The 23,258-nt window shown below is 61.2% G+C and carries 22 protein-coding genes; 14 read left to right on the forward strand and 8 right to left on the reverse strand.

What is annotated here, in order from left to right:
• Window positions 1-2: 2 nt before the first annotated feature.
• Window positions 3-2,447 (forward strand): lantibiotic dehydratase, encoded by a 2,445-nt coding sequence (locus Q8O96_RS27925; RefSeq protein WP_305949808.1) that lies wholly within the window; start codon window positions 3-5, stop codon window positions 2,445-2,447.
• The gene (locus tag Q8O96_RS27930; RefSeq protein WP_115580164.1) at window positions 2,444-3,724 is read left to right on the forward strand and encodes an MFS transporter; all 1,281 of its coding nucleotides are present in this window, start codon (window positions 2,444-2,446) and stop codon (window positions 3,722-3,724) included. Before Q8O96_RS27925 ends, Q8O96_RS27930 begins: the two co-directional genes overlap by 4 nt.
• Window positions 3,725-3,829: 105 nt before the next feature.
• On the opposite strand, the gene Q8O96_RS27935 is transcribed toward Q8O96_RS27930, so the two are convergent.
• Together Q8O96_RS27935 and Q8O96_RS27940 are read right to left on the reverse strand one after the other, a co-directional pair.
• The gene (locus Q8O96_RS27935) at window positions 3,830-5,023 is read right to left on the reverse strand and encodes a contractile injection system protein, VgrG/Pvc8 family (RefSeq protein ID WP_305949809.1); all 1,194 of its coding nucleotides are present in this window, start codon (window positions 5,021-5,023) and stop codon (window positions 3,830-3,832) included.
• A gap of 166 nt (window positions 5,024-5,189) precedes the next feature.
• On the reverse strand, window positions 5,190-6,293 hold the full coding sequence (locus tag Q8O96_RS27940) for a polyamine ABC transporter substrate-binding protein (RefSeq protein WP_102863386.1): 1,104 nt from the start codon (window positions 6,291-6,293) through the stop codon (window positions 5,190-5,192).
• A 138-nt stretch (window positions 6,294-6,431) separates the two neighbouring features.
• On the opposite strand from Q8O96_RS27940, the gene Q8O96_RS27945 reads away from it, so the two are divergent.
• From Q8O96_RS27945 to Q8O96_RS27955, 3 genes are all read left to right on the forward strand, one after another.
• The gene (locus Q8O96_RS27945) at window positions 6,432-7,217 is read left to right on the forward strand and encodes a response regulator transcription factor (RefSeq protein WP_102863385.1); all 786 of its coding nucleotides are present in this window, start codon (window positions 6,432-6,434) and stop codon (window positions 7,215-7,217) included.
• 125 nt (window positions 7,218-7,342) lie between these two features.
• The gene (locus tag Q8O96_RS27950) at window positions 7,343-7,765 is read left to right on the forward strand and encodes a hypothetical protein (RefSeq protein ID WP_305949810.1); all 423 of its coding nucleotides are present in this window, start codon (window positions 7,343-7,345) and stop codon (window positions 7,763-7,765) included.
• A 15-nt stretch (window positions 7,766-7,780) separates the two neighbouring features.
• Window positions 7,781-8,563 carry a hypothetical protein gene (locus tag Q8O96_RS27955; protein ID WP_305949811.1) on the forward strand — a complete coding sequence of 261 codons (783 nt, stop codon included), beginning with the start codon at window positions 7,781-7,783 and terminating at the stop codon, window positions 8,561-8,563.
• Window positions 8,564-8,585: 22 nt separating this feature from the next.
• On the opposite strand, the gene Q8O96_RS27960 is transcribed toward Q8O96_RS27955, so the two are convergent.
• Window positions 8,586-9,035 carry a GNAT family N-acetyltransferase gene (locus Q8O96_RS27960; RefSeq protein ID WP_305949835.1) on the reverse strand — a complete coding sequence of 150 codons (450 nt, stop codon included), beginning with the start codon at window positions 9,033-9,035 and terminating at the stop codon, window positions 8,586-8,588.
• A gap of 261 nt (window positions 9,036-9,296) precedes the next feature.
• Entirely contained in the window at window positions 9,297-10,700 is a 1,404-nt protein-coding gene (locus Q8O96_RS27965; RefSeq protein ID WP_250330612.1) for a PLP-dependent aminotransferase family protein, read from the reverse strand.
• A gap of 87 nt (window positions 10,701-10,787) precedes the next feature.
• Here Q8O96_RS27965 and Q8O96_RS27970 point away from each other — a divergent pair, with 87 nt between their 5' ends.
• From Q8O96_RS27970 to Q8O96_RS27980, 3 genes are read left to right on the forward strand one after another with little or no spacing between them, the layout of a single operon-like run.
• On the forward strand, window positions 10,788-11,234 hold the full coding sequence (locus tag Q8O96_RS27970) for a GNAT family N-acetyltransferase (protein ID WP_305949812.1): 447 nt from the start codon (window positions 10,788-10,790) through the stop codon (window positions 11,232-11,234).
• Complete coding sequence (locus tag Q8O96_RS27975; protein WP_305949813.1) at window positions 11,231-11,851, forward strand: FMN-dependent NADH-azoreductase; 621 nt, start codon at window positions 11,231-11,233, stop codon at window positions 11,849-11,851. The genes Q8O96_RS27970 and Q8O96_RS27975 overlap by 4 nt, the downstream gene beginning before the upstream one ends.
• Before the next feature lie 28 nt (window positions 11,852-11,879).
• Window positions 11,880-12,311, forward strand: a complete 432-nt coding sequence (locus Q8O96_RS27980) for a carboxymuconolactone decarboxylase family protein (protein WP_207816364.1) — start codon at window positions 11,880-11,882, stop codon at window positions 12,309-12,311.
• 122 nt (window positions 12,312-12,433) lie between these two features.
• Here Q8O96_RS27980 and Q8O96_RS27985 read toward each other — a convergent pair whose 3' ends face one another.
• Window positions 12,434-13,021: a TetR/AcrR family transcriptional regulator gene (locus Q8O96_RS27985; protein ID WP_180988380.1), complete on the reverse strand. Its 588-nt coding sequence runs from the start codon at window positions 13,019-13,021 to the stop codon at window positions 12,434-12,436.
• 149 nt (window positions 13,022-13,170) lie between these two features.
• On the opposite strand from Q8O96_RS27985, the gene Q8O96_RS27990 reads away from it, so the two are divergent.
• The 4 genes from Q8O96_RS27990 (at window position 13,171) to Q8O96_RS28005 (ending at window position 17,120) form a co-directional block, all read left to right on the forward strand.
• The gene (locus Q8O96_RS27990) at window positions 13,171-14,271 is read left to right on the forward strand and encodes an alkene reductase (RefSeq protein WP_305949814.1); all 1,101 of its coding nucleotides are present in this window, start codon (window positions 13,171-13,173) and stop codon (window positions 14,269-14,271) included.
• Window positions 14,272-14,325: 54 nt separating this feature from the next.
• Window positions 14,326-15,114 carry an SDR family oxidoreductase gene (locus Q8O96_RS27995; RefSeq protein ID WP_305949815.1) on the forward strand — a complete coding sequence of 263 codons (789 nt, stop codon included), beginning with the start codon at window positions 14,326-14,328 and terminating at the stop codon, window positions 15,112-15,114.
• Window positions 15,115-15,189: 75 nt separating this feature from the next.
• Window positions 15,190-16,059 carry an alpha/beta fold hydrolase gene (locus tag Q8O96_RS28000; RefSeq protein ID WP_305949816.1) on the forward strand — a complete coding sequence of 290 codons (870 nt, stop codon included), beginning with the start codon at window positions 15,190-15,192 and terminating at the stop codon, window positions 16,057-16,059.
• Window positions 16,060-16,121: 62 nt separating this feature from the next.
• Window positions 16,122-17,120: an NADP-dependent oxidoreductase gene (locus Q8O96_RS28005; RefSeq protein ID WP_305949817.1), complete on the forward strand. Its 999-nt coding sequence runs from the start codon at window positions 16,122-16,124 to the stop codon at window positions 17,118-17,120.
• Window positions 17,121-17,350: 230 nt separating this feature from the next.
• On the opposite strand, the gene Q8O96_RS28010 is transcribed toward Q8O96_RS28005, so the two are convergent.
• Window positions 17,351-17,752, reverse strand: a complete 402-nt coding sequence (locus tag Q8O96_RS28010) for a hypothetical protein (protein WP_305949818.1) — start codon at window positions 17,750-17,752, stop codon at window positions 17,351-17,353.
• Between the two features lie 177 nt (window positions 17,753-17,929).
• Between Q8O96_RS28010 and Q8O96_RS28015 the strand changes: the two genes are divergently transcribed.
• Window positions 17,930-20,149, forward strand: coding sequence for an OsmC domain/YcaO domain-containing protein (locus Q8O96_RS28015; protein WP_102863580.1), 2,220 nt, complete (start codon window positions 17,930-17,932; stop codon window positions 20,147-20,149).
• 124 nt (window positions 20,150-20,273) lie between these two features.
• On the opposite strand, the gene Q8O96_RS28020 is transcribed toward Q8O96_RS28015, so the two are convergent.
• Together Q8O96_RS28020 and Q8O96_RS28025 are read right to left on the reverse strand one after the other, a co-directional pair.
• Window positions 20,274-20,639, reverse strand: coding sequence for a hypothetical protein (locus tag Q8O96_RS28020; protein ID WP_102863356.1), 366 nt, complete (start codon window positions 20,637-20,639; stop codon window positions 20,274-20,276).
• A gap of 84 nt (window positions 20,640-20,723) precedes the next feature.
• Window positions 20,724-22,298: a sensor domain-containing diguanylate cyclase gene (locus tag Q8O96_RS28025; protein WP_305949819.1), complete on the reverse strand. Its 1,575-nt coding sequence runs from the start codon at window positions 22,296-22,298 to the stop codon at window positions 20,724-20,726.
• 332 nt (window positions 22,299-22,630) lie between these two features.
• Here Q8O96_RS28025 and Q8O96_RS28030 point away from each other — a divergent pair, with 332 nt between their 5' ends.
• Window positions 22,631-23,221, forward strand: a complete 591-nt coding sequence (locus Q8O96_RS28030; RefSeq protein WP_305949820.1) for a hypothetical protein — start codon at window positions 22,631-22,633, stop codon at window positions 23,219-23,221.
• The last annotated feature ends 37 nt before the right edge of the window (window positions 23,222-23,258 follow it).

Below are 23,258 nucleotides of genomic sequence, written 5' to 3' on the forward strand. Positions count from 1 at the left end.
CCATGGAAAGCTCACAGTACTTCTGGCTGCGCTCGACCGGTTTCCCCATTCATCACTTGACGGATCTGGGCCGATTCGCCGACCTGCCAGCGTGCCGCGCCTTCGAGCAAGACTTCCGCTCCTTGCAGACGCTGAAGGCGACGCTGCTTGAAAAGGCCAACGCGCATTCGCCCCAGGCCTGCCGCAAATTCATCCGCAAACTCAACGAGAACCAGGCCCTGCAACCCACCGATCTGCCAGAAGTACTGCGCGAACCTCTCGGTGAGGCTTTGCAACACTGGAATGCTTTGCTCGCGCGAACGTCAGCGCCTGAAGAAGCCGCCCGGGAATATGACGCCTATCTGGAAAGCGCCCGCCAAGGACTGATCGACTTCCTGGATGACGATGCGGTGGCCGAGGCCTTGTTCATCTCCAACCCGTCGGCGTTGACACGCATCCGTGAGCTGATCAGGGATCGGCACAGCAGGAACGACACCCGCAAAAAGCAGAAGCTGCGCTTGGGCTGGAGTTACGCGCAACGCTTCTGCGCCAAGAACGATACCTCCAGTTTTTTCGGACCTTTGGCCTGGGGCCGGTTCGATACCCGGCAGACAGCCAATGTGCATCTGACCCAGGATGACACGGCGTGGATCAAGGATCGCCACACCTTCTTCGAGAATTGGGTGGTACAGCGGTTGGTCGAACAGATCAACCAGCAATGCCCAGACACCGACCGTATGCCCTTGCATCTCAATACCGGTTGCTACCTGCACGAACAGACCCTGTTCATGCCGATTGGCAAAAGCCAGCGCCTCAACCCGCAAACCGCCCAGGTACTGCAGTACATCAGCGAGCACCAGGATCGAGCCGCCACTTACGCGGGGATATTGAACGACTGCCCGCAAGATGCGGCTGGCACATTGCGCGATCTGCTGGAGCACCTGGTGAGCAAACGTATCGTGCGCCGGGGCTGGCAAATGTCGCCCCGTGAGCGCCACCCCATCGTGCAGCTGCAACGCTGTTTGGCCAACGCGGGGGTATCCGACCCGTTCAACCAGCTCTGGCAATCGCGCCTTGAAGCGCTGGAGGGCTTGCGCCATGACTATGCCCACGGCGACCTGATGCGTCGGACCGAATGCCTGGAGCGCTTGAACCAACTGCTTGGCGAGGCCGGGGTCGACCTCAGCCGAGAAACCGGCGCCATGTATGTCGGCCGTTACCCGCTGTACGAAGATTGTTCGAGAAACATGAACATCAGCCTTGGGCAAGCCATGCTCGACCAAGTCAACCAAGAACTGGCGCCGCTGATGCGCATCAATCAGTGGCTGATCAAAGCCATCGCGCACCAGCTCAATCAGGCCTTCATTGAGGTCTGGGAGCAGCGCCAGGTGGCCAACCCCGGCAAACCGGTTGATTTTCTCGACCTGCTCAACACCCTTGCCCCTCTGTTGCCTGCACTTGAGGCGCGCATCATCGGCGACCTCGATCAGCGCCTGGAAAGCGCTTGGGCGCAACTGCTGCAGGACTTCCCGGGGCATGCCGAAGTGCGTCTGTGTGCTGCGGACGTCGAGCGCCTGATCAGCCTGCTGAACAGCCGTCTGGATGTCGAAGGCTTCGAGGTGTTCGGCAGCGACTTTCACTCCCCGGATATCCTGCTCTCCAGCGCCTCGGTCGAGGCTTTCAATCGCGGCGACTACGAAATCATCGTCGGTGAAGTGCACCCGGCAGTTCATACGCTGAGCCAGCCCGTTGCCGCCCCGTTCGGCCCCTTCAATACGCAGATAAACCAACAGGTGGAGGCGATTTTCCAACGCCCTCGCCTGGTACTGGCTGACTCGCCCGAGAGCTATCAGCGCTCCCACATCGACTGGCCACTGCAGCCCTCCTACCTGCAATTGGTGCTGCCGTCTGGCGGCGGTTGTGTCGCAGCGCACCAGCAGTTTGCCGCTGGCAGGGCAAAAGTGCTGCGGGTGAACGGTCGTCTGCAAGTGGTCGACGCCCTGGGGCAGTTCAGCGAAGACTTGCTGTGCGTGTACTCCACGCCCTTGCATCGGCTGGGCTTCGCCCTGGCCGGCAGCGCCGTGGCCAAACACGATCACCGCCGTATCTGGTTGGGCCGGACCCTCTACAAGCGCGCTTCCTGGCTATTTGCCCGCGATCGCCTGCCGGAACCGAAGGGCTCGATCGACGAGCTTGAACACACCCTGCAATGGCGTGCCTGGGCTGGCGCTCACGGTTTGCCCCGCTATGCCTTCGTCAAGATCGATACCGAACCCAAACCGCTGTTCCTCGACTTCGACAACCCTTTGTCCTTCGACGGCATCAGCAATGCGCTGAAGAACGCAGGCCACGTCAAGTTCTCGGAAATGCGACCGTGCCCCGATGAACTTTGGCTTGAAGAGGCACGAGGGCGTTTCTGCTGTGAAATACGCACAACCTTTTCCCCATGCGAGGCTCTTGCGACATGAGTAAAGAAAATACAGCCTCTTGCGCCAAGGCCGACCAGGAAATAAAGCACACCTTTGTGTACCTGTTTTTGACCATTTTCATTCCCTTTGGCCTCGGCCATTTCGTCTCGTACCTGTTTCGCACGGTCAACGCTTTGATCTATGTGGACCTGGAGCAGGAACTGCACCTGCCCGCCAGCAGCATGGGCCTGCTGACCGGCGTGTACTTTCTGACCTTCGCTGCGGCGCAGATTCCGCTCGGCGTCATGCTCGACCGCTACGGCCCGCGCAGCGTGCAGGCCCCCATGCTGTTGTTCGCGGTATTGGGCTCGCTGATTTTCAGCTTCTCCCACACCGAGCTGGGTCTGATCATCGGTCGCGGCCTGATCGGCCTGGGGGTTGCCGGTTCGCTGATGAGTGCGATCAAGGCGTGCACCATCTGGCTGCCGGTCGAGCGCCTGCCGCTGAGTACGGCGTGCCTGTTGTCGGTAGGCGGCCTGGGCGCCATGGCGTCCACCACGCCGCTGCATGAACTGCTCAAGTGGATCTCATGGCGTGAAGCGTTCTTGATTCTGGCGCTGTTGACTCTGTTCGTCAGCGTGGTCATTCACCTGAGCGTGCCGCGCACCTACAAACCCAAGCACACCACTCTGGCCGAAATGTCCAAGGCCGTGGGCACGCTTTACTCCTCGTGGGTATTCTGGCGACTGGCGTTGTACTCGGTGTTTGCCCATGCGATCTACATGTCGGTGCTGTCGCTGTGGATGGGACCGTGGCTGCGCGATGTCGCCCAGCTCAGTGAGTCGAGCATGGCCAATACCTTGCTCTGGGGCACCGTGGCGATGGTGGCAGGTTCGCTGGCCTTCGGCTCGATCACCGACTACCTGCGCCGCTTTGGTGTGCAGCCGATCATGGTGTGCGGCGCCGGGGTTGCGATCTTCATCGTGTTTCAATCGCTGATGATCAGCGGACTGCCGGTGTCGCCGCTGCTGATTGCCATGGGGTTCAGCTTCTTCGGCACCTCCACCACCATGAACTACGCGATCGTAGCTCAGTCGGTATCGCCTGAACTGGCCGGGCGGGTCAGTTCGTCGTTCAACCTGGTGGTGTTCGTGCTGGCGTTCGCCTTGCAATGGTTGATGGGAGAGATCCTGAACCTGTGGCCGGCCAATGGACAAGGGCATCCGGTGGAGGCTTACCAGTGGTCGCTGGGCGTGATGATTGCCTTGCAGGTACCTGGGGTGTTGCTGTGGCTGAGTTTCAAACCGTGGCAACTGAAAACAGCAACGGCGCGGTAAACGCTGGCGGCCAGCTCGTCGTCGTTGACCACAGGTCCGTCAAGCCGCCGCAAAAACCCGTCAGTTGCGCTGCGTATGAGCGAGCAAGGCAGGCTCAGCATCGAATCACTGACAGCACAGGCAACCGCTGATCAACGGTTGATCGGGGTCGCTTTCAAGAAAGGTGACCCTGACTTCCACGCCCGTTCGCAGTGGCGTCAATTCACACTGCCAATTGGCAGCGCCCCCTAGCCAACAGCTGCTTTTGTCGTCAAACCGACCTTCCCGATCCCAGGGAAACTTGACCTTGAGCCTCGCGCAGCGCCCATCAGTGCGCAGCGCTTCATCTTCCATGGCGATAACCAGCGCAGTCTGGCTGGGCACCTGCGGTTTCTCGTGAGCCAAAGGCGGACGATAGAGCGCATCCCCCGGCACAAGCATGAAGCGATTGCAGTAACCCGGATACCGGTCATCGTCAGCCGGGTCGCCACTGGCGGACTCATTCAATACCTGTGGCTGTCTGCCTTCATGGATGACCCGAGTCAGTAGCCATGGCTCATGGCGCTCTTGGCCCGGCGGGCCGGGGATTTCCACAACATGACCACTGGCTAGCCCGGTTTGCTGACCTTGGCTTTCAAGCGGACGGTAGGCCGCGCGGCGGTGCTCGCCGGCCTGCGGGGTGACCTGCCTGGCGGGCTTGATCAGTCGCTCGGTGGCCCGGCTGTCGCCCTCGGGGGCGACAGCCGTGGCTTGCTCGATCCTGGGAAACACCGCCTGATGATCGCCAAACACCAGCACATGACCTTGAGCACTGTGCTGGAAGTGAAAGTGAATCCCCTCCTCCTCACACAAGCGCTGGATGAAGTGCAAATCCGTTTCACCAAACTGGGTACAGCAATCACGCTCGGGGTAGGTCGAGCCCAACTCGAAGCGGTAGGCATCGCCCAGAATCCCGTGTTCTTCGAGAATCAGGGCAACGATGGCCGGCACCGAAAACTGCTGATAGATCCTCTGGTTGGTGCGGTGGCGCAAGTAGGACAGGTGCGGAACCAGGGCCAGGTTGTAGCACTGGGTGTCCGCACATTGGGCGATGTGATAGATGCGCCCGTGAATGCCATGGCCGTGGCCATCGAAAGCCAGGAAGGCCTCCCTGTCGACGAGGCTTTGCAGTTCCAGGTCGGGTCGTTCACTCACACACTCCACCTTGAAAAAGTAAGGCTTGCTGATCGCCTCTTCCCCGGTGAATGCGAGCACTTGAACCTCATGCGCAAAACCGTCGATGGTCAAACAGAAGTGCGTTTGATTGGCTGGGCTGAACATCCACTGTGCTCCTCTTGGATCAGGTATTGAATGGACACAGGCGCATACCGCCAGGCGGGAAAGTTAATTTCCCGCATGACGAATACATTTCAACGAATGTTTTAAATAATGAGCCCGCACTCGCTATGAAACGTGCATGGCGCAGGAGAGGAAGAGTCAAACCCGATCAGATACTGCTCTTCACCTTAGTCCAGACCCGCGTCCGGATGCGCTCCAACTTCAATGGCAGCGGTTCAAGCGGAACCAGTGTTGCGACGGTTGCCTTGTCTGGATATATCCATGGGTTATCGCGCAACTTCTGCTGGACAAACTCGGTGGCATCCTTATTGGCATTAGGATACAGCGTGTGATTTGACGTTTTGGCAATCACTTCCGGACGCATCATGTAGTTGATAAACGCCAGGCCTTCTTTTGGGTGAGGCGCATCTTTGAGCAGCACCAGGTTTTCCGACCAGACCAACGCACCTTCGCGAGGCAGGCTGTAGCTGATCGTGCGTCCGGTGTTGGCGCTCTCGTTGGCAGCCTGCGCCGCCAGGGCACCATTGGCCCAGCCCACCACGACACAAATGTTGCCGCCCGCCAAGTCAGCGTCGATTTTGGAAGAGTCGAAATAAACGATATAAGGCCGGATCTTCAACAGCAGTTCCTGAGCCTTCTGGTAATCATCCGGGTTCTTGCTATTGCTGGGGAGCCCAAGGTAATTCAAGGCAATCGAAATGATCTCGCTGGGCGAATCCAGCATGGCCACACCGCAAGACTTGAGCTTGCTGATGTTCTCTTCCTTGAAGATCAAGTCCCAACTATCGACCGGCGCATGATCACCCAATGCCGCTTTGACTTTATCCACGTCATAGCCAATGCCGGTGGTGCCCCACAAATAAGGCACAGCGTAGCGATTGCCTGGGTCGTTGACCGCCAGCTGGGCCAGGATGGCCGGATCGACGTGGGACAGGTTACTCAGCTGGGCAGGGTCCAGCGGCTGCAGCACCCCCGCTTCGATCAGGCTGGGCAACACATTGGAGGTCGCCACCACCACGTCGTAGCCGGTGCGACCGGCCATGACCTTGCTCTGCATGATCTCGGCACTGTCGAAGGCATCCATGTGAATTCGGGTGCCCGTGGCCTGTTCGAACTCTTTTGGCGTTTCCGGAGCCAGCAGCCCGAACCAGTTGTACAGGTACATCCCTGGCTCTACTGCACCTGCGGATGTACTGATTCCGGCGCAGAGCAACGCGACCGAAAAAACGGTTCGCAAAGGTGATTTTCTCATGCAACATCCCTGTCTAGACGACGTGCCCTCATGGCTGTCGTAAACCTTGAAGGCGAATATACCGAGCCTTGGGCAATAGTAAATACCTACGATTACTTACCCTTGACCCACGATTCCCTAACCCTAAAGGGGTAGAAAATGCCACTCGACCTGCATAGCCTGGCTTGGCACCGCTCGATTGGAAAACTGATCATGCAGCTGAACCGTCCAGACTTCTGGAGTTCGCTTATTCGCACACTCAATGAATATGTGCAGATCGATAACTGGGTCGTGCTGATCTTCAGCAATCAACAAGTACAAGTGGTCAGTCTTCCCGAAGTAGCCGATGTGGAAGAGGTGGATGCGTTTATTCACTTGTATGTAAAGGGGCTATATCTGCTGGACCCCTTTTATATCGCCAATCGAGAAAACCCGCAGAGCGGATTCTTTCACCTGCTGGATATTGCACCGGAGTACTTTCGGGAAACCGAGTACTACCACAAGTACTTTGCGCAATACATTTCTGTCGATGAAGTGCAATACAACATCCAGCTCGATGCCGACAGAACCCTGTGCATCTCCATTGGCAGCGGCGTGCACTTCAATCAAGAACAGATCACGATGCTGGATCTGATCAAGCCGTGGGTCACTGCATTGATGCATCAGCGCATGTGCTTTGAAACGGATGTCGAGAAAAACCTCAGCGCCCCGCCGCAATGGCCCGAAACCATTAGCCAGCTAGGCACACAAATAACCACCCGCGAGAGCGATGTACTCAGGCTGTTGCTCAGTGGCTTTTCCAACAAGGAGATCGCTGGCAAACTTTCCCTCTCGGCAGAGACGATAAAGGTTCACCGTCGCAACATTTACGCCAAGCTGAACATCAAGTCGCAATCCGAACTCTTCGCTCGATTCTTCATGCCAAAACAGGATGTTCTCTCTTGACGCTATCGACTTCGATGACGATCCCTGCCGGCAAACCGTAAGCAAACCACTGCATAGCCTGGATAACCCCGCATTCCATCAGCAACACCCTCCAAGCCCCTCTCAACACGGATGTCGAACACCCCATGTTTAAAGCCATTCTCTTCGGCCTGCTCTCCTGCGCCCTGGTGCTGCCTGTTTTCGGGCTGGTGATTTCACAGTTTCTCCCGCCTGCGTTCGTTGCCCTTGGCGAACCGGGTTGGAAACAACAGCACAATCAACTGGTCAGCCTGCATAGCGTTCAATGGCTGACGGTGCTGAGCTGGGCCCTCATGGCAGGGCTGGGGGGATTTGTCAGCACCCGGACCCACGCGACCCGCTCCTTGCGTCCCGCCCTCTGGGTCGGGGTCATCATTCTGTTGGTCTGGGGCATTCCCGTGGGGATCTTCTCCTTGAGCCAGATAAGCTGGGTGCATATCAGCTGCTGCCTGGCCATCATGCCGGCGGTGCTGGCGGGGGGTGCGCTGGCGCGCAGAAAGCTGAATCATTCGTCTGAACATCAACAGTGAACAGGTAGCCCTTCGATGGATATCCAATTTCGCGGTAACGCAATGCCTGGCAACCCCGCTGCCGGCACCTGCGATGAGTACAGCCTGAGCGGCATTTCCAGCCTGGATGAGCTGATCGACGCCTACCTCCAGATCGCCGACAAGCACCCGGGCTTCAGGCCCCTGCTCTCGCTGGATGACCTGCCCCAGGCCCGCTACACCTGCGGGCATGCACGCAACAACCTGGGGCTGGATGAGGCCTCGGAACAGGACATTGCCCAGTTACCTGCCGAATGCTTCGAACAGGGCGAATACCTGGGCTATTCCACCACCAAAGCCGAGTTCCCGATCTGCTTGCGCAACTTCACCAAGCTGGTGGCCGGCAGCTCGTTCGAAGAGGCTTGCGCCCACGGCCTGACCCTTGACCAGCCCGCCCTGCAGGAATGGATGGACTATCAGAACAACCCGGTTTCACTGCTCGACCAGCCTCTCTCGGCGCTCCTGGTTCCGGTCGAGCATGCCTGCCAGGCACTGGCTGCGTTTCCCAACGGCTATTTCAGTTGCGACCTGGGCCCCGCGCAAAACTATGCGCTAGCGCGCCATTTTGCTCAGGCCCACGGTTATGAATTGATCGGGGTTGGCGCGTCTTACCTCGGTTTCCTGCGTGCAGCGCCTGCCGACCTGCACGTCGCCAACGCCGTGGCGAAGGATTTTTGTGCGCTCTACAACACCCCTGAAGAGAACCGGCAAGCGGTGACTTCAGCGGTCGTCCAGGCGATCCGCGAGCGGACACACCTGTGGCTACGCTACGTGGAATGACGCCGGGAGAAAGGGTGTGGATTCACAGGCTCAGCCGCTTCTCCATCGGCTGATAGATCAGCCCGGCAAACTCACCCTCCTCCCCAGCCAAGGCAAAACCGTAACCTTCGTAAGCGGCCACTGAGGACAGAGACGCTCTGACGGTTACCACATCGGCTCTGGCCTGCTCCAGAGCTGCGCTCACCAAGCGTTTGCCAACGCCGCGACGCTGCCACAGCGGCGCAACGAACAGCATCGCCACATGGCGCCCTTCCTTGAGCTCGATCAGTCCGACCAGGGTTCCCTCTGCAACACAAACCAGCATCAGGTTGTCACTCGCCATTCGTTCGGCAAACGCCTCCTTTGCCGCCACCTTGGCGAAGGTTTCCACGCCCTGCGCTGACAGCGAAGGCGCAACTGTCAGCATGAACGCTTCCAGGCAAAGGGCTGTGGCGCTCGGCAGGTCTTCGTGAGTCATCTTGCGTATCTGCACAGTCGTCGTCCTTGGCTTGAGTGGAGTGTTTCTATACCAGAACACCCAACCTTGCGATACGCAGCAACGCCGCGGCAAACAGACACCTCGTTCAGCGATGTCGCTGCCTGCTTCGGCAGGGTCGGCATAACCACGCCGCCACATGCGTTCCCTTTTCAAGCTCAGAAAAAAGTGCTGCATCGCGAAGTGGTCCCGGCGGGACTGTTGCGACTCAAACCTTGCTGCGGGCCATTTCGCGCCAGTAACAATCAGTTTCCTTCTTCACTGGATGACTTGCGCCAAGCGCAGCGCCAGCGTCGATGCCTGTTCGGCACTGGCAACGTTAGTGAAGCCCATCCCCAGCCCCTGCCTGGACTGGGCCTCCAGGTACCACTGTGACAGCGGCTCAACCGCGATGCCCACCGCCCGGGCGCGCTGGGCGAACTCGATATCATTCCCTTGCCCAAGACCGGCGACCAAGTGCATGCCGCCTGCTTGAGGGTTTATCTGTAAACCCTCGGCAAACTGTTGATGCAACGCATCGATCAGCCATTGACGGCGTCGCGCGTAGAGGCCGCGCATTTTATTTAGATGCCGTGCGAAGTGACCCTCGTTGAGGAAGGCGGTGACGGTCGCTTGCAGCAGGTGCGGGCAGTGATTGTGCAGACGATCCGCCTGGCGGGCGAACGCTGGGGTCTGTTCGGCGGGCACCACCAGGTAGGCCAGGCGCAGCCCTGGAAACAGGACTTTGCTGAAGGTGCCGGTGTAAAGCACGCGGCCCTGCTGGTCGAGGCTCTTGAGGGCCGGCAAGGGCTTGCCCTGGTAGCGGTATTCGCTGTCGTAATCGTCCTCGATGATCCAGCTGCCTTGGCGGTTGGCCCAGTCCAGCAGGGCCAGGCGCCGCGGCAGGGACAGCGACACCCCCAGCGGGCTCTGGTGGGTCGGGGTGACCACGGCAAAGCCGGCCTCTGGGGCGCGGGCGATGCCTTGGGCGACGTCCAGGCCCTGATCGTCCACGGGCACCGGCACCAACTGCGCGCCGGCTTCCAGCAGTGCGTTCCTGGCCATGAAGTAGCCGGGCTCCTCCAGCCAGCAGGTGGCGCCCGGGCGCATCAGGGTGTGGCTGATCAGGTCGAGGCAGGCGCGGTAGCCGGCGCAGACGAAAATCTGCTCCGGGTGGCAGGTGATGCCGCGGGAAATCCCCAGGTAGGAGGCAATGGCCGCCCGCAACGGGGCGTAGCCGCGGGCGTCCGGGTAGACCAGGCCTTCGACGCCCGCCTGGCGCAGTTGCCGGCCCGCCAGGCGGGTCCAGAGTTTGCGCGGAAAGGCGTCCAGCGCTGGCAGGCCCATTTGCAGTGCCAAGGGCGACATGCCGGCATGGGTGGCTTGGTGGGTCGTTGCTGCCACCGGGGCGCGCTGCACGGGCGCACAAATCGGCGCCAGTTGCGGGGTGACAATGGTCCCGGCGGCCCCGCGAGCAATCAGGTAGCCCTCGCCTATCAGCAGTTGGTAGGCGGCTTCCACAGTGCCCCGCGCCAGGTTCAGCTCCGCGGCCAAGGCGCGAACTGCCGGCACGCGGTCTCCCGGACGCAGGCGGCCATCGGCGATGGACTCGCGAAACCGCTGGTACAGCTGGCGATAGATCGGCGCCGTCTGGCTGCGGTCCAGTTCAAAAGGAAGGATCATGGCCTAGTCATTTATGCATTTTTTGGCCCTGTAGCTTAAGCCATTGGCCTTCTACAGTGGGTCATCTCTTTGCAGCGGATGACGGACATGCCCTACACCCTTCAACACCTCGATAGCGAGGCGGCCCTGGCGGCCAGTTTCGACGTGATGCGTGTCTTGCGCCCGCACCTCACCCACCCGGCGGCCTATGTCGCCCAACTGGCCCGGCAAACCGAGCAGGGCTATCGCTTGCTCGCCGCGTGGAACGCCGAGCGCATCGTCGGCCTGGCCGGTTACCGCGAGCTGGAAAACCTGCTCTACGGGCGTTTCATCTACGTCGATGACCTGGTGGTGAGCCCGGAGCTGCAGCGCAGCGGCCTGGGAGCGCGGCTGTTGAGTGCGGTGCGGGATGAGGCCGTGCAGCGTCAATGCGAGCACTTCGTGCTGGATACCGGCCTGCATATGCCCCTGGCCCAGCGCTTCTATTTCCGCCAGGGGTTGCTGGCCCGCGGCATGCACTTCACCCAGCGGCTTCGCGGTGGGGAGCCGGCATGAACACTGTCCTGTTGATCAACGCCAGCCCCCATGGCCAGGTTTCCCAGGGGCACCGGCTGGCACTGGAGCTGCTGAGCTCCCTGCGCCAACGCTATCCGCAGCTCGAACTGGTCGAGCGCGACCTGGGGGCGCAGCCGTTGCCACCGCTGGGCCTGGACTACGCCCACGCCCTGACCACGGCCACGCCCTTCGACGCGCCGTTGTTCGAGGTGTCCGAAGGGCTGATTCGTGAGTTGGAGCGCTGCGATGTGCTGCTGATTGCCACGCCCATGCACAACTTCACCCTGCCGGCGGCGCTCAAGCTGTGGATCGACTATGTGCTGCGCATTCACCGCACCTTCAGCTCCGGCCCAGAGGGCAAGGTCGGCCTGCTCAAGGACCGCCCGGTGCATGTGCTGGTGAGTTCCGGCGGCTTTCACCAGGGCGAACGGGCACGCCAACCGGACTTTCTCACGCCTTACCTGCGCCAGGTGCTGAACACCCTGGGTCTGTTCGACCTGCAGTTCACTTATCTGCAGGGCTTGGTGTTCGGTGACGAAGCGGTGCGCGCAACCCTCGACGAGGCCCGCAGCGCACTGTCCTTGCAGCCCCTGTTCAACCCCCTCGTTTGTGCCTGATCACTTTTTTCCATATCGGAGTTTCACCATGAGCCAACTCAGACTGCCCTTTGCCACTTTGTCGCCGGCCGCCTATCAAGGCCTGCTCGCCACCAACACCGCATTGGCCGCAAGCCCCCTGGGCCTGCCCTTGCTGGAGCTGGTGTATTTGCGCGTGTCGCAGATCAACGGCTGCTCGTTCTGCCTGGGCAAGCACTCACAGACCCTGCGTGAATGTGGAGTCGCCCAGGACAAACTGGATTGCCTCGCCGGCTGGCGCGTCAGCGAACTGTTCAACGAGCGCGAACGCGCCGCCCTGGACTGGGCCGAAACCCTCACCTACGTCCACGACAAGGGCGCGCCGGACGCACTGTACGAACCGCTGAAAGCGCACTTTAGCGAGGTCGAAATTTCCGACCTGACCTTGGCCGTGTCCTTGATGAATGCCTTTAACCGGCTGGCGGTGGGCATGAAGCTCTAAGAGCAAGCAGAGCCCAGCAGCCTCAATGGTTCAGCCGTTAACCGTTCGCGCGGGTGCGTCCACCGCCGGGGCTGCTGCGGGTGCTGGTGCGCCACACCACTATCGGCTTGAATCGTCGCCCTTCACGCCGGCTGGTCTTTATCAACCGGCAACGAAGCAAACATCTCAGCGCGGCACACCTCAAGAATCTCATCCGCCAGCGCCGAATCATCCGGGCAGGCACGGGACAAAATAATCGCACCGACCGCACGCGACAGCAGGTCGATCATTTTCTGCCTGCCCTCACCCGGTGCGGCATCCGGCCGGGTCGGGTATTTGTCCCCCAGGGTTTTCAGGGTGTGCTCGATCCCTTCGGCAAACCTCGCTTTCACATCATCCGATTGACGCGCCGCGTCGCCACCCAATGCGGCCATGGTGCAACCGCCGCCACGTTCGTCGCGGTGTTCTCGGGTCACATAGACGTCGATGAAGCCAGGCACATCGAGCGCTTGCAGGCCAGCCAGCGACTTGGCAAGGCTGCAGGCCGAGGCCTCGGCCATGAGGTCGGCCTTCGAACCGAAATGCTTGTAGAAACCTCCATGGGTGAAACCGGCCGCCGCCATGAGGTCCGACACCCCCACACCGTCGAAGCCGCGCTCACGGAACAACTCTGAGGCCGTTTCAACGATGTGCTCTCGATTGGCCTGCGCCTGAGCCTTGCTCACTCTCACCTGCAATACCTCCTATACATCGGAAAATCATGGGCCCGATCATACATAGATGTCGATCATAATCAAAATCGTTGACAGCTTAGATTTCGATCATCATCCTAATTGCACGCACCACCGACCTCCACCCACGGGCACGCAAGAGACACCAGATGACCGATCAGAACCTGTTCACCCCTTACACCCTCGGCGCCCTCGCGCTGTCGAACCGCATCGTCCTCGCGCCACTGACCCGCAACCGCGCCGGCGCAGGCTCTGTTCCCAGCGAATTCGCCGCCACCTATTACAGCCAACGCGCTAGCGCCGGCTTGCTGATCAGCGAAGCCACGCAGATTTCCCAACAGGGCCAGGGCTATCAGGACACCCCCGGGATCTACACCCAGGCGCAGATTGAGGGCTGGCGCACCGTGACCGACGCCGTGCACGCCAAGGGCGCAAAGATCTTTGCGCAACTGTGGCATGTCGGCCGCGTATCCCACGTTGACCTGCAAGAAAACGGCGCCGCCCCCGTGGCCCCTTCCGCGTTGCGCGCGGCCACCCAGGTGTTCGTCAACAACCGCTTTGAAGACGCCAGCGAGCCGCGCGCACTGGACATCAGCGAACTGCCGGGGATCGTCGCCGATTTCCGCCAGGCCGCGGCAAACGCTGTCGCTGCCGGGTTCGACGGCGTGGAAATACACGGCGCGAACGGCTATTTGCTGGATCAGTTCCTCAAGGACAGCGCCAACTCGCGCACCGACGCTTACGGCGGCTCGATTGAAAATCGCGCCCGTCTGTTGCTTGAGGTGACGGCAGCCGTGATCGACGAAATCGGCGCGGATCGCACCGGGATACGCCTGTCACCGGTGTCGCCGGCCAACGACGTTTCCAGCCGCGATCCGCAGGCGCAGTTCAATTACCTCGTCGATCAACTTGATGCCCTGGGCGTGGTGTACCTGCATGTGGTCGAAGGGGCGACCGGCGGTCCGCGCGAGGTGGCGCCATTCGACTTCAGCGCCCTGCGCCAGCGCTTCAAAAACACCTACATCGCCAACAACGGCTATGACCTGGAGTTGGCGACGTCGAGGCTGGCCGAAGACCAGGCCGATCTGATCGCCTTCGGTCGCCCGTTCATTGCCAACCCGGATCTGGTGGAGCGCCTGCAAAGCGGCGCGCCGCTGTCCGCCTTCAATCCCGCCACGCTCTATGGCGGCGGCGCGACGGGCTATATCGACTACCCGACCTTTGCTGAATCGGGCACCAGCGCCAGCTGAGCCCTCCCTGATCGCACAACCTGCCTTTGCCACCCCTGAAAGAGAGATGAATCCATGAGCACTCGCCCTACCGTTCTCATCACCGGCGCCTCCACCGGCATTGGCGCCGTCTACGCCGAGCGCTTCGCGCAACGCGGCCACGATCTGGTGCTGGTCGCCCGCGATCAGGCACGCCTGGACGCACTGGCCGCCCGACTGCGCAGCGAACACCGGGTCGCCATCGATGTCATCGCGGCGGACCTGACCCAATCCGGCGATCTGACCGCCGTGGAAACCCGCCTGCGCGACGACGCTCGAATCGGCATCCTGGTCAACAACGCCGGCGCCGCCCTGTCCGGCAGCTTCGTCGAACAAAGCACCGACAGCGTTGCGCAACTGGTCGCCCTCAACACCACCGCGCTGGTGCGCCTGGCCAGTGCCATTACCCCGCGCCTGGCCAAGGCCGGCGACGGCGCGATCATCAACATCGGTTCGGTGGTGGGCCTGGCGCCGGAGTTCGGCATGACGGTGTATGGCGCGACCAAGGCTTTCGTGCTGTTCCTGTCCCAAGGCCTGAGCCTGGAGCTGGCGCCCCGGGGCGTGTACGTGCAGGCCGTGCTACCGGCGGCGACCCGCACGGAGATCTGGGACCGCTCCGGCGTCGACATCAACACCCTGAGCGACATCATGGAAGTCGGCGATCTGGTGGATGCCGCCCTGGTCGGTTTCGATCGGCGCGAACCGGTGACCATCCCGCCGCTGCAACAGGCCGAACGCTGGGATGACCTGCAGAACGCGCGTCAGGCCCTGCTGGGGCAGATCCGTCAATCCGAGGTTGCCCAGCGTTACCAGGCCCAACAATGATCGTCAGATAGCGAGCATTCGCGGCGGATTCGCGGCAGGCACTGCGACGAATCCGCTCCGCTGTTCGGAGTAGCAATGAATCCCATACAGACAACTCGCGCCCCGGCTGAGCAGACCTCGTTCATCGACGCGGCGAACCAGTCGATCACGGTCAGGGGCATTCCCTTCGCCTATCGCGATACCGGTCCCGCGGGCGGCGTGCCCCTGGTGCTGTTCAACCATTGGGGCGCGGTGCTGGACCACTTCGACCCGGCCATCATCGATGGGCTGGCACAGACCCGGCGGGTCATCACCACCGACTATCGCGGCATCGGCGGCTCGGGTGGCAGCGCGCCACTGACGGTCGGCGAAATGGCGCAAGACGCCATCGAGCTGATCCAGGCCCTGGGGTTCAAGAGTGTCGATGTACTGGGCTTTTCACTCGGCGGCTTCGTTGCTCAGGAGATCGCCCTCAAGGCCCCCGAATGGGTGCGCCGCTTGATTCTCACCGGCACCGGACCGGCCGGCGGCAGCGGTATCGACAAGGTCGGCTCGGTGACCTGGCCCTTGATGCTCAAAGGCTTGCTGACCTTGCGCGATCCCAAGGTCTACCTGTTCTTCACGTCGACGGACAATGGTCGCCGAGCAGCCTCGGCGTATCTGCAACGGCTCAAAGCACGCCGAAAAAATCACGACAAGGGCCCGACGCCGCGGGCTTTCCTGCGGCAGTTGCAGGCCATCACGGCATGGGGCAAACAGACGCCGCACGATCTGCAACACCTGAAAACGCCGACGCTGGTGGTCAACGGCGACAACGACCTCATGGTGCCCAGCGTCAACTCGCGCGCCCTGGCTGAGCGCATCCCCCATGCGCAGCTTGTGCTGTATGAGGACGCCGGCCACGGCAGCATTTTCCAGCACCACACGGACTTCGTGACCCGGGTATTGAGGTTCCTTGATGACTGACAGCACCTGGCCGCAACCGCAACAGCCCCCTACTGACGCCAACCCAACAGAGCCGCACACCCATGAAGGCATTTTCAATTGATCGCTACGGCAAGAACAGCGGACGCCTGAGCGAAGTCCCCACGCCCGAGGTGGGGCCCCACGATGTATTGATCGAGGTTCATGCCAGCAGCGTCAACCTGCTGGATTCGAAAATCCGCCAGGGCGAATTCAAGCTGATCCTGCCTTATAAATTGCCGCTGATATTGGGCAATGACCTGGCAGGGGTCGTGCTCGAAGTCGGCCCGCAAGTGCGGCGTTTCAAACCCGGCGATGCCGTTTATGCTCGCCCGCCGCAAACGCGGATCGGCACCTTTGCCCAATGGATCGCCGTGCATCAGGACGCGGTCGCTCTCAAGCCGGCCAACATCGACATGGCGCAAGCCGCGTCCATTCCCCTGGTGGCCCTGACTGCCTGGCAAGTGCTGGTGGAAACCGCGCAACTGAAAAAAGGCCAGAAAGTGCTGATCCATGCAGGCTCAGGCGGCGTCGGCACCCTGGCCATCCAGCTTGCCAAGCACCTCGGCGCCTTTGTCGCGACCACCACCAGCACGGGGAATGTCGAATGGGTCAAAGCCCTGGGCGCCGATCAGGTGATCGACTACAAGCAGCAGAATTTCGAAAGCCTCTTGCATGGCTACGACCTGGTGTTGAACAGCCTCGGTGCCGATGTGCTGGAGAAATCCCTCAAGGTCCTCAAGCCCGGCGGCCAGCTGATTTCCATCTCCGGGCCACCCACGGTGCAATTCGCCCAGGAGCAAGGCTTGTCCTGGCCGTTGCAGCAGGTCATGCGCCTGCTGAGCTGGGGTATCCGGCGCAAGGCACGCAAGCTGGGCATCCGCTACGCCTTTGTGTTCATGCGGGCCGATGGCGCCCAACTGCAACAGATCACCGCGCTGATTGAGGCGGGAGTCCTCAAGCCGGTGCTTGATCGCAGCTTCGCCTTTGCAGCCACGGCAGAAGCACTGGAGTACGTCGAGCAGGGTCGGGCCAAGGGCAAGGTCGTGGTCAGGATCAAATGACGACTCCATCGACCGATGACTCAACCGAGCGGGCCGAGCCTGAGCACCTTCCAGCGCCTTGCCAGTCATCGCCAGAGCAGAATCCGGCGACGTCAGCGCCGGAGCGGAACAGGCAGGCACGGCAACCGGACGTGGTGCCTGTTGAACCGCGAGGGATCGTTTGGCGCAGCCTGATGCTTGAGCAGTAGGAGGAAACAGGGCGATCCCGCCCTCTTCCCCCGGACATTTGCCTAGTGCGCACCACCCGCTTCTGCAGCACCTAGCTCCCGCAAAATCCTTTCCAGCTCCGGCCGCGTCCACTTCTCCCAGGGCATGACATCCTGCGCGTCACCACGATGCCAATACTCCCCCGCATCGAACGCGAGATAGATGGAAAAGGCCGGCTCTGGCATGTCCGCGCTCAAGGACACATCGATGATGTAGCTGAACAAGGTGTTCATGATTGCATCGCAGTCATGAAAGTCGCGGCGAGCGCTGGTAAAGAGCCGGGCCACGGCAATGGCCACCTGGTTCAAAAGCTCGCACCGTTCGATCTGCAATCCCTCATGGAGAAGATTCAGCTCCTGGCTGGAGCCGTTTTCGATGGTTTCCAACACCCGCTGAAGATCAGCCTCACTCAACACTGTGGTCATTGCCCCGCATACCTTTTATCCGAATGGCCGACCTTGGCACCTGCCAAACGCCCTGTTCATTGACTTGCGGCCACCGATCAAGGCCCATCGGTCCCCCATCGCCAAAAACCGCCCCACTGGCGCGCAAAATCCCGGATAATGCCCGCCATTTTTTGCCTCGTCACGCCGGTGCCCCCCATGGAAATCAAGGTCAACTTTCTCGACAACCTTCGACTTGAAGCCAAGTTCGACGACTTCACGGTGGTGGCCGACCAACCGATCCGCTACAAGGGCGATGGCTCGGCGCCGGGTCCGTTCGACTATTTCCTGGCTTCTTCGGCGCTGTGCGCGGCGTACTTCGTCAAGCTGTACTGCCAGACCCGCAACATCCCCACCGACAACATCCGCCTGTCGCAGAACAACATTGTCGATCCGGAAAACCGCTACAACCAGATCTTCAAGATCCAGGTCGAACTGCCGGCGGACATCTCCGACAAGGACCGCCAGGGCATCCTGCGTTCCATCGACCGTTGCACCGTGAAGAAGGTGGTGCAGACCGGCCCCGAGTTCATCATCGAGGAAGTGGAAAACCTCGACGCCGATGCCCAGGCGCTGTTGATGCCGCAATCGGGCGCCAGCGCAGGCACCTACATTGCCGGCAAGGACCTGCCCCTGGAGCAGACCATCGCCAATATGTCCGGCATCCTCGCGGGCCTGGGGATGAAGATCGAAATCGCTTCATGGCGCAATATCGTGCCCAACGTCTGGTCGCTGCATATCCGCGATGCGCAGTCGCCGATGTGCTTCACCAACGGCAAGGGCGCGACCAAGGAAAGCGCCCTGGCGTCGGCCCTGGGCGAGTTCATCGAGCGCCTGAACTGCAACTTCTTCTACAACGACCAGTTCTGGGGCGAGGAAATCGCCAACGCCGAGTTCGTGCATTACCCGGACGAGCGCTGGTTCCAGCCGGGGCGCAAGGACGAGCTGCCCAAGGAGATCCTCGACGAACACTGCCTGGCCATCTACAACCCGGATGGCGAGCTGCGCGGCTCCCACCTGTACGACACCAACTCGGGCAACATCGAGCGCGGCATCTGCTGCCTGCCCTACGTGCGCCAGTCCGACGGCGAGGTGGTGTACTTCCCCTCCAACCTGATCGAGAACCTGTACCTGAGCAACGGCATGAGCGCCGGCAACACCCTGGCCGAAGCCCAGGTGCAGTGCCTGTCGGAGATCTTCGAGCGGGCGGTCAAGCGCCAGATCCTCGAAGGCGAGCTGGCCCTGCCGGACGTGCCCCAGGAAGTGCTGGCCAAGTACCCGAGCATTCTGGCGGGCATCCAGGGCCTGGAAGAGCAAGGCTTCCCGGTGCTGGTCAAGGACGCGTCCCTGGGCGGTGAGTTCCCGGTGATGTGCGTGACCCTGATGAACCCGCGCACCGGCGGCGTGTTCGCCTCGTTCGGCGCCCACCCAAGCTTCGAGGTGGCGCTGGAGCGCAGCCTCACCGAGCTGCTCCAGGGCCGCAGCTTCGAAGGCTTGAACGACCTGCCGCAACCGACCTTTGAAAGCCAGGCGCTGATGGAGCCGAACAACTTCGTCGAGCACTTCATCGACTCCAGCGGCGTGGTGTCGTGGCGTTTCTTCAGTGCCAAGGCGGACTTCGAATTCGTCGAGTGGGACTTCACCAGCCAGAGCGGCTTCAGCGAAAGGGAAAAAGCCAGCGCCGAGGAAGCCGCGACCCTGTTCGGCATCCTCGAAGGCCTGGGCAAGGAAGTCTACATGGCGGTGTACCAGCACCTGGGGGCCACCGCCTGCCGCATCCTGGTGCCGGACTATTCGGAAATCTACCCGGTGGACGACCTGATCTGGGACAACACCAACAAGGCGCTGTTCTTCCGTGAAGACATCCTCAACCTGCACAGCCTGGACGAAGACGGTTTACGCTCACTGCTGGAGCGCCTGGAAGAAAGCGAGCTGGACGACTACACCGACATCACCACCCTGATCGGCATCGAGTTCGACGACAACACCGCCTGGGGCCAGTTGACCATCCTCGAACTCAAGCTGCTGCTCCACGTGGCCCTGGGGCAGTTCGACCCGGCCAAGGAACTGGTGGAGATGTTCCTGCAATACAACGACAACACCGTCGAGCGCGGGCTGTTCTATCAGGCCTTGAACGCGGTGCTGGAAGTGGAACTGGACGACGAACTGGAGCTGGGCGACTACGAAGCCAATCTGCGGCGCATGTTCGGCAACGAACGGATGGACGCGGTGATCGGCTCGGTGGACGGTAGCGTGCGCTTCTACGGCCTGACCCCGACCAACCTGCAGCTCGAAGGCCTGGACCGTCACCTGCGGCTGATCGACAGCTACAAGAAGCTGCACGCGGCACGGGCCAAGTGGAGCGCAGCCAACCGCTGACACAGCGCCCCGTACCTGTAGCAGCGAGCTTGCTCGCGAAGCCCTCAAGAACGCCGCGTTCCCCAATGAACGCGGCGTTTTCGTTGGCGACCATCGCCAGCCGGCTCGCTTCTACAGTGACTCGTCAGCCATCGCGCAGCCCGGGCGGCCAGGGCTTGCGGTCCTCTCTATCAGGCGGGCCATACAGCTCCTGCTCCCAGTCCTCGAACGCCGGCGATGCGCTGTATCCCGGATCGCAGTACTGGCGAATGTATTGGGCGGCACGGTACTCGGCGTACTTGGCATTCACCGGTACGCCCTCTTCGTCCAGCTCCAGCACATTGGCAAAAATCGCGTAGGCCATCTCCAGCATGCTCGGCTCTTCGCTCAGGCAACTGCGATAGTCGACACCCTCCAGCAGCGGGTAGCCGAGGGTGCCGTTGGCGACCCAGAAACTGAAGGTGCGCAACGCCCCGGAAAACTCCGGGCTGAGTTGTTTCGGGTAAAGCATGCGGCTTGCCTCTGCTAGGTATCGGACCGGGTGGATTCTCCGGTACTGGCCGCTGTGCAAGCAAGTCGACGGCAGCCGCCGTGTTCAACTGACGGCCAGCGAGCGCTGTTCGGTTACCACGCAATTACGTCCCTTCTGCTTGGCCTGATACAACAACTGGTCGGCCTTTTCCAACGCGGCGGTGATCGAACCACTTCCCGGCTGCCACACGCTGACGCCCAACGAAACCGTAATGTGCCCGACGGTATCGATCTGCGCCGCGGCGATCGAGGCTCGCAGGCGCTCTGCGACATCGGTTGCAGCCCATAGCGAACTGTTCGGCAAGAGCAGGACAAACTCCTCGCCGCCCACCCGGCACGGCAGGTCGTCAGTGCGCGAGTTTTGCTTCATCAGGTCGGCAATCGCTCTCAGGGTTTCATCCCCCACGCCATGGCCGAAGGTGTCGTTCACCCGTTTGAAGTGATCGATGTCCATGGAAACGATGGCGAACGGCTGATTGGCCTGCTGCCAATGCGCCAGGGTGTCCTGCATCGCCCGCCGGTTGGCCAGCCCGGTCAGCGCATCACTTTGCGCCTGCTGGTTGAGCCGGCCGATCTTTTCCTGGAGCAGGCTGGTGCCCAGCAGCAGCGCCCGACGAATCTGCCAACTTTCAGAATACTGCGCCGGGATCGCGCTGATGCGCTCGTAGCTCTCAGGGCTGTCCAGGCGCCTGGCACTCTCGGCCAGCCGCGACAGCGGCGCCGAAATCCTCGTCCCCAACCACCAGATCAGCACCAGGCCGAACAGCGCCAGCGGCAGTATGCCCTTGGCGACTTTGGACATGGTTACCTGCAGCGTGGCCTGGATGTTGCCGAGGGGCTGCTGGGCGATCACCCCCCAACCGCTGCTGGGCACATGGGTGAAACCCGCAAGCATTTCCACGCCCTGGGCATCCAGCGCCTGCAATGAACCCCCGCCCTGGCTCAAGGCCGCATCGACGATCGGGTCATCGGCAACGATCTGGCCGATTTGCTCGGGATAGGGGTGATAGAGAACCCGCCGATTACTGTCCACCAGATAGACATGGGCGCCATCCTCACGGACCTGCCGGTCCATCAAATCTTGAAGGGCGTTCTTCTGTTCAAGTCGGATGCTGCCGCCGACCAGCCCCAGGTACCGCCCTTTGCCGTCAAACACCGGCTGGGACACAAAAACCAGCAGATTGCCGGCTATGGACTTGAAGGCCTTGCTGATGATCGGTTGACGCAGCCTGAGCGGTGTCTGGTCTTGCAGGGACTGGCCATTGAGATGCAGGTGCTCGGGCATTGAGGCGATGATGGTGCCGGTCGCGTTGGTGATCAGTACCGAGTTGAAGCTGTTGTCCTGCCCCAGCAAGCGCTGGGCTTCGCCGGCCAGTCGTTGCGAATGGTCAAAGTCTCCACCCAGAACAGCGGCGGCATACTTCAAGCGATCCTGATCGGAACTGAGCACCTGCTCCACACCGGAGGCGATCCGAGCGGCATAGGCCTGGTTGACTTGCAGGGCGTTTTCAATGAGCTCCTGCTTCTGGATCTTGAACATGACCCAGAAGCTGTTGGCCAGGGTGGCCAATGCTGCAAACAGTACGAAGACCAGAATCAGCACACGAAGATTAAGCTTGGGCTTGGGCCGGGTAGGCATGTAAAAAAGTCCGGATGAGCAAGCAGACAGTGGATTTCGATGTTGCGCCAACTGCCTGCCGGCTATGGATCATTCACGTCCGTGCGCCCTAGACACATGGATAATCATCCGTCGAACATCGTCGAAACGCCTGCACTGTTTGGCTATAAAGGCGTCAGTTATTAGAGCCGCGCAGTCTACCCGGGTTGCTCCGATTGGCAATCGATAAAATGACCAGGCGTCCAGTGGCGCACGGCCCATGGTTTTCACACCCGCCCCAACCCGTCACAATGCGCCGCCTCAGGCCAGAGTTGCCCCCAAGCCGCCCGCCTCACTGATCGCAAGGACCGCCCATGAGCGTCTTCAGCACCTTGTTCGACCCTCTCGAAAAGCCGGCACCGTCGGCCACTGACACACTCCAGGCGCCCCGTGAAGCGGATGCAACGCCCGATCCGGTCCAGCCCCAGGAACAGGCCGGGGCCGCCAACCGGGCCCTGCTCGAAGCCGCCGATGCCTACTTCGCCTTTCACCTGTTCGCCGCCCCCTTCCCCAGCCAGGCCGAGGCTGAGCTGTTCGCCTTCGAACAGTGGGAGCCCGAACCTGCGGCGGATGCCAGCGACGCCGAATTCAGCGCCTGGGAAGCGCGCAATCCCAGCTGGCGCCTCAGGCAGGAATTGGGCTACTACATGGACGCCGATTTCGTCGAGCTGATCGGCAAAGACGACTGCCCGCAATACCTGGAATCGCTGATCCGCAGTGATGCCGAGCAACAACGGCTGCGCTCGCGGATCAAGGCGCATTACAGCCACTTCATCATCGTAGGCAGCGAGTCGATTGATGGCGACCAGCGATCGGTTGCCTCCGGGCCCAATCAGCGCCCGCCGCAAAGCACGCCGACACTGGACTACCTGGGCGAGTTCAACGGTTCCTCTGCCCCGCACTAGATGCTAAAAAGGCCCACAGTTTTCCCTTGCACCCCTT

The organism is Pseudomonas sp. LPH60 (assembly GCF_030718165.1).
GTDB classification, from domain to species: domain Bacteria; phylum Pseudomonadota; class Gammaproteobacteria; order Pseudomonadales; family Pseudomonadaceae; genus Aquipseudomonas; species Aquipseudomonas danubii.